This is a genomic window from Polaromonas sp. P1_G4, from assembly GCF_056405475.1.
Map to the genome: position 1 here is coordinate 1 of NZ_JBFUCA010000281.1, position 5,595 is coordinate 5,595.

Consider the following 5,595-nt stretch of genomic DNA (forward strand, 5'->3'; position numbering starts at 1 on the left):
GATCAGCGCCGGTGTGACGGCGAGGCCGACCACGGTTGAAATGCCCAGCGTGTAGAGCGGATTGACCGTATCGCCCACGCCGCGCAGCATGGCGGTGGCCAGCAGGTAGACGAAGAGGCCGGGCCCTGCAATCATCATGATGCGGGCATAGAGCGTGGCGTCCGGCAGGATGTCGGCCGGTGTGCCCAGTGCCCTGAGCAAGGGCCCGGTAAAGATACCGCCGAACAGCGCGACGAGCAAACCAAAAATCAGGCCGACGCYGAGGGTGGTGCCCGCAATTGCCTTGACCTTGCCGGTGTCGCGCGCTCCCCAGGCCTGGCCGATCAGCACGGAGGCGCCTGCGCCCAGGCCGATGGTGAAGGCAATGAAGAAAAACAGGATGGGGAAAAAGCTGGACACGGCCGCCAATGCGCCGACGCCAATCATCTGGCCGACGTACACGTTGTTCAGCGTGCCCGACAGCGACTGCAGGATGTTGCTGAGCAGCATGGGGCCGAGGAAGGCGGCAAAGGTCTTCCACATCGGCACCCCGTCGCTCAATGCGGGGCGGCCGTGCGAAGCGGGTTTCGCCGCCGCGGGCTGTGTTGCCAGCGGCGGGACCGGATCTGCTACGGAAATCGGTGGCGCCGCGATTTCGCCCGCCGTGCGCACGTCGCCCTCACGCACTTCGGTTTCAAGCCGGTGATCAAGGGCGGAAAGATCCGGCGGCTTCATGCGGCGCTCCAACTGGCTGCGGCCAGTGCCGCCAGGTAGGTTCGCACGTCCTCAGGCCAGGGCTCGACCAGGGTAGCAAAACGCAGTCGGTCGCCGGCAAACAGGGCGCGGGTGGCTTCTTCGAAGCCGGGCAGGTCGCCCGCGATTTCCGCCATGAAGCGGTAAGCGGCTTCGCGGGAGACCCGTACCGCGTCGCGTGCCTCGTTGGCCTTGCTCGCCTCTTCCACCAGCTTGCGCAGCGCAACCGAAGCACCGCCGGATTGGCGGCTCAGCCATTCCCAGTGCCGCGGCAGCAAGGTGACTTCACGTGCAACCACCCCCAGACGGGGGCGCCCGACAGAACGCGCCACGGGTGCTTCGGGTTCGGCGGCGGGAAGGTCGGGCGGCGTGTCGTCGGGCGCATCCACGGCGTCGGGCCGCAGGTCAAGGTCCAGGCGTTCCCCGTTGGCATCGTTGAATATGCGAAGCAGGATGTCGGCCGGCTGGGGCGTAGCGCGCAACTGCGCGAGCAGCTCGCGGCGAGGGCCCGAGGCAATGCGCTGGAAACCGGCGAAGGCCGTCAGGGTGCGGGGCGTGGCGATCATGGTAGAGGTCATAAAGTCATTTACGGTTAATTTTGTCCGGGTCAAATGAGGAGTTTATATCATCCGGGTATAAATGATCAAGTTTTGGCTGAAAAATGCGTAAATGCCTGTAAATCGGGTTCTATAGCTAATTAATGATCTAACTAGTCTATTTAATATTCTTTTGAGTTTGGGGAAAGCTCGGCTAAATTCGCGTCCTGTTCAAAAAAGAGCCTCACACGTTTTCACAAGAACCGTGAGGGGCGACAAGGTTTAGCGAATTTTCATGATCGAGCTCAAAGGTATTTTTCAAACCTACAAGGGCCCCAGCGGCCCGGTCGAAGCACTGCGGGGCGTCGACCTTCACATCAACCCGGGCGAGGTCTACGGCATCATCGGCCGCAGTGGTGCGGGCAAAAGCTCGCTGGTGCGCGTGGTCAACCTGCTGAACCGGCCGACGGCCGGCCAGGTTTTGGTGGGCGGCCGGGAACTGACTTCGCTGAACGGCGAAGCACTGCGTGTAGCCCGGCGCGACATCGGCATCATCTTTCAGCATTTCAATCTGCTGTCGTCACGCACGGTGTACGGCAACGTGGCCTTGCCGCTGGAGATTGCGGGTTTGTCGGCAGCCGACATCAAGGCGCGAGTTGAACCGCTGCTGGACCTGGTCGGCCTGAGCACGCTGGCGGACCGGTACCCGGCGCAGATCAGCGGCGGGCAAAAGCAGCGTGTGGGCATTGCGCGCGCGCTGGCCAACCGGCCCAAGGTGTTGCTGTCGGATGAAGCTACTTCGGCGCTGGACCCCGAAACCACGCGCTCCATCCTCGGCCTGCTGCGCCAGATCAACAAGGAATTCGGCCTCACCATCGTGCTGATCACGCACCAGATGCAGGTGATCAAACAGGTGGCCGACCGCGTGGCGGTGATTGACGCCGGCCGCATTGTCGAAAGCGGCCCGGTGATTGATGTTTTTACCCGGCCCCAGCACGACACCACACGCAGCCTGATCGCCGAGATCGTGCCGCAGGATTTGCCCGACAGCGTGCTGGCGCGCATACGCACCCTGATGAGCGCCGAGCACCCTGAAGAAGGGCAGCTTTTGCGGCTGGCATTTGCGGGCGATGAGTCGGATCGGCCTTTGCTGTCAGACGTGATTCGCCGTTTCGGCATTGATCTGTCCATCGTGCACGGGCAGGTGGATGAGATTCAGGGCAAGCCTTTCGGCTCGCTGGCAGTGTTTGCGCGCGGCGCACGCGAGCAGCTCAACGCGGCGGTGGCGCATTTGCGCGGCGCAGGCGTGCATGTAGACCAGGTCGGCGGTGAGCTGGCCGTGGGCGGGAGGATTTAAGCCGTGTTCAGCAACTTTTCACAAGCCCTGCTCGAGCTCTTTGTCAGCTCGCTGTGGGAAACCATCGTCATGGTGGGCATCTCGGGCGCGGTGGGCGCGCTCATCGGCATTCCACTCGGGGTGTTTTTGCGGCTGACAGACGAGGGCGGCGTGTTGCAGAACGCGGGCGTGAACCGCGTCGTCGGCGGCCTTGTCAATGCGGTGCGTTCCACGCCTTTCATCATTTTGCTGGTGGCCATCATTCCGCTGACGCGCTTCATCACCGGCTCGTCCATCGGCACGGCGGCGGCCGTGGTGCCGCTCACCATCGCGGCGGCGCCGTTCATTGCACGTCTGGTGGAAACCTCGCTGCGCGAAGTCGACCACGGGCTGATCGAAGCCGCGCTGGCCATGGGTGCGACCACACGGCAGATCGTCTTCAAGGTGCTGCTGCCCGAGGCGCTGCCCGGCATCGTCGCGGGCCTGACCATCACCTTCGTGAGCCTCACGGGTTACTCGGCCATGGCCGGCGCCATTGGCGGCGGCGGGTTGGGGGACCTGGGCATCCGCTACGGCTACCAGCGCTTTTTGCCGGAAGTGATGCTGGCCGTGGTGCTGGTGCTCATCCTGTTTGTGCAGGCGGTGCAAAGCCTGGGCGACTGGGCTGTGCGCAGGTTGAGCCACAGATGAGCGAGGCCTTCACCTCCTATCAACAGCGATGTTGACTCCCTGAGTTCCTCCCTCCCCCACTGGGGGAGGGCAGGAGTGGGGGCCAGCGGCGGTCGAAAGGCTGCCCGGCTTGCAGAGGCCGCCGGCCCTCACCCTAACCCTCTCCCAGGGGGAGAGGGAACAAAACGACACAACAACTTTCAATTTATCCAAAGGAAACACCATGAACAAACGCACCCTCATCCAGTCCGCCGTCGCACTCGCGCTGACCGCCTCCCTCTCCGGCGCCGTGCTGGCGCAAGACAAGCCGCTGAAGATCGGCGTCACCGCCGGCCCGCACGCGMAGATTTTTGAGCAGGTCAAAAAGATCGCCGAAAAAGACGGCCTGAAGATCCAGATCGTCGAGTTCAGCGACTACATCCAGCCCAACGCCGCGCTGGCCGCCGGCGACCTGGACGGCAACAGCTACCAGCACAAGCCTTTCCTCGACCAGCAGGTCAAGGACCGCGGCTACAAGATCGTCAACGTCGGCTACACCGTCAACTTCCCGATCGGCCTCTATTCCAAGAAGGTCAAGAGCCTGGCCGAGTTGAAGGAGGGCGCGCGCTTCGGCATTCCCAATGACCCGACCAACGGCGGCCGTGTGCTGCTGGTGCTACAGGACAAGGGTCTGATCAAGCTCAAGCCCGAAGCAGGCCTGAAGGCCACGCCGCTCGACGTGATCGAGAACCCGAAGAAGCTGAAGTTTGTGGAGCTCGACGCCGCCCAGCTGCCGCGTTCACTGGACGACCTGGACGCCTCGGCCGTCAACACCAACTACGCGCTCTCCGCCGGGCTGAACCCCAAGGACGCGATTGCTCAGGAAGCCGCCAAGTCACCGTATGTGAATCTGCTCGCCGTGCGTGAGCAAGACAAGGACAAGCCCTGGGTGGCCAAGCTGGTCAAGGCCTACCACTCGGAAGAAATCCGCAAGTACGTGCAGGCCGAGTTCAAGGGCGCTGTGCTTCCCGGGTTCTGATCGAAATCCGGACGGAGCCTGAAGCATGAGCCGGTTGCTGACCCTTCCCAATGCCGGCGCCTTGTCGATTCGCGCCAAGGCGCTGGTGTTCGAAGACCCCGGCTCGCTGGCCTTGCTGGAGCGCGTCGACCAGGTCGCGCCGACCGAAGCCACGGTCCTGATCATTGGCGAGACCGGTACCGGCAAGGAATTGCTGGCGCGCCGGATCCACCAGGGCAGCGGGCGCAGCGGGCCTTTTGTGGCGGTGAACTGCGGCGCTTTCAGCGAATCGCTGATCGATGCCGAACTGTTTGGCCATGAAACCGGCGCTTTCACCGGCGCTGCGCACGCCCGCGCCGGCTGGTTTGAGGCAGCCGACGGTGGCACGCTGTTCCTTGACGAAATTGGTGACCTGTCGCTGAGCCTGCAAGTCAAGTTGCTGCGCGTGCTGCAAGAGCGCCAGGTGGTGCGCATCGGTTCGCGCAAGCCGATTGCGCTGGACGTGCGCCTGATTGCGGCAACCAACGTCGACCTGCGCGACGCGGTGAACGCCAGCCACTTTCGCGCCGACCTTTACTACCGCCTGAGTGTTGCCACGCTGGAGCTGCGCCCGCTGTATGAGCGGCCCGGCGACATCCTGCCGCTGGCGCGACATTTCCTGGCGAGCTACGCCGCGCGCCTGGGCATCAAGGGTGCAAGCCTTTCGCCCGAGGCAGAGCAGGCCCTGCTGGCCCACGACTGGCCCGGCAATATCCGCGAGCTGGAAAACGTCATCCACTACGCGCTCATCGTGGCGCCGGCGGCAACGCTGCATGTCGCGGACCTGCAGGGCATTCACCRCTCTGCACGCATGGCGTCCCGCGCGGCCCCTGCCGCATTGCCGGCACCTGCTTCCGTAGCAGAGGTTTCAACAGAAGCGACGCAGGGTGCTGCACCCGACAGTTTGCGCGAGGTGCTGCTGCAACGCATGAACCAGGCCGAACCTGAACTGTTTGACACCGTCGAGGCCACCCTGGTGAAGACGGCGTTCGAGTTCTGCCATGGCAACCAGGTGCAGACAGCGCATCTGCTGGGCCTTTCGCGCAACGTGCTGCGCACCCTGCTCAAGCGCCATGGCTTGCTCGAACGGTCTGCACACGCCGGAGATGCTGAAGAGAGCAATTCCGCCTTCGTGTCGCTGTAGCCGAAAAGGCCATGCTGCATTCACAGCAGCTGTTGAACACTTTCCCGCACCGCGTCCTGCCCAGCTGCTTCGATCGCAGCAAGAGGGCGGAAAAACGCCTTCCAATGTCCGGTTTTCACTGGCACAAGTCATGCGTAGAAGC

At 63.4% G+C, this 5,595-nt stretch carries 6 protein-coding genes; 4 read left to right on the forward strand and 2 right to left on the reverse strand.

Annotated elements, in window-relative coordinates; all coding sequences use genetic code 11:
- Both AC1D1X_RS14375 and AC1D1X_RS14380 read right to left on the reverse strand, forming a co-directional pair.
- The coding region (locus tag AC1D1X_RS14375) for an MATE family efflux transporter (RefSeq protein ID WP_477698513.1) at window positions 1-522 on the reverse strand (522 nt) is incomplete at its 3' end.
- A 188-nt stretch (window positions 523-710) separates the two neighbouring features.
- Entirely contained in the window at window positions 711-1,310 is a 600-nt protein-coding gene (locus AC1D1X_RS14380) for a DUF2239 family protein (RefSeq protein ID WP_477670799.1), read from the reverse strand.
- 253 nt (window positions 1,311-1,563) lie between these two features.
- Here AC1D1X_RS14380 and AC1D1X_RS14385 point away from each other — a divergent pair, with 253 nt between their 5' ends.
- The 4 genes from AC1D1X_RS14385 (at window position 1,564) to AC1D1X_RS14400 (ending at window position 5,453) form a co-directional block, all read left to right on the forward strand.
- The gene (locus AC1D1X_RS14385) at window positions 1,564-2,625 is read left to right on the forward strand and encodes a methionine ABC transporter ATP-binding protein (protein ID WP_477670798.1); all 1,062 of its coding nucleotides are present in this window, start codon (window positions 1,564-1,566) and stop codon (window positions 2,623-2,625) included.
- A gap of 3 nt (window positions 2,626-2,628) precedes the next feature.
- Window positions 2,629-3,294: a methionine ABC transporter permease gene (locus tag AC1D1X_RS14390; RefSeq protein WP_457278549.1), complete on the forward strand. Its 666-nt coding sequence runs from the start codon at window positions 2,629-2,631 to the stop codon at window positions 3,292-3,294.
- 202 nt (window positions 3,295-3,496) lie between these two features.
- Window positions 3,497-4,291, forward strand: coding sequence for a MetQ/NlpA family ABC transporter substrate-binding protein (locus tag AC1D1X_RS14395; protein WP_477698511.1), 795 nt, complete (start codon window positions 3,497-3,499; stop codon window positions 4,289-4,291).
- Between the two features lie 25 nt (window positions 4,292-4,316).
- The gene (locus AC1D1X_RS14400; protein ID WP_477698512.1) at window positions 4,317-5,453 is read left to right on the forward strand and encodes a sigma-54 interaction domain-containing protein; all 1,137 of its coding nucleotides are present in this window, start codon (window positions 4,317-4,319) and stop codon (window positions 5,451-5,453) included.
- The last annotated feature ends 142 nt before the right edge of the window (window positions 5,454-5,595 follow it).

Coding starts and splice junctions, on each gene's coding strand:
- AC1D1X_RS14380 (WP_477670799.1), bottom strand. CDS start 1,310: ATGACCTCTACCATGATCGCCACGCCCCGCACCCTGACGGCCTTCGCC.
- AC1D1X_RS14385 (WP_477670798.1), top strand. CDS start 1,564: ATGATCGAGCTCAAAGGTATTTTTCAAACCTACAAGGGCCCCAGCGGC.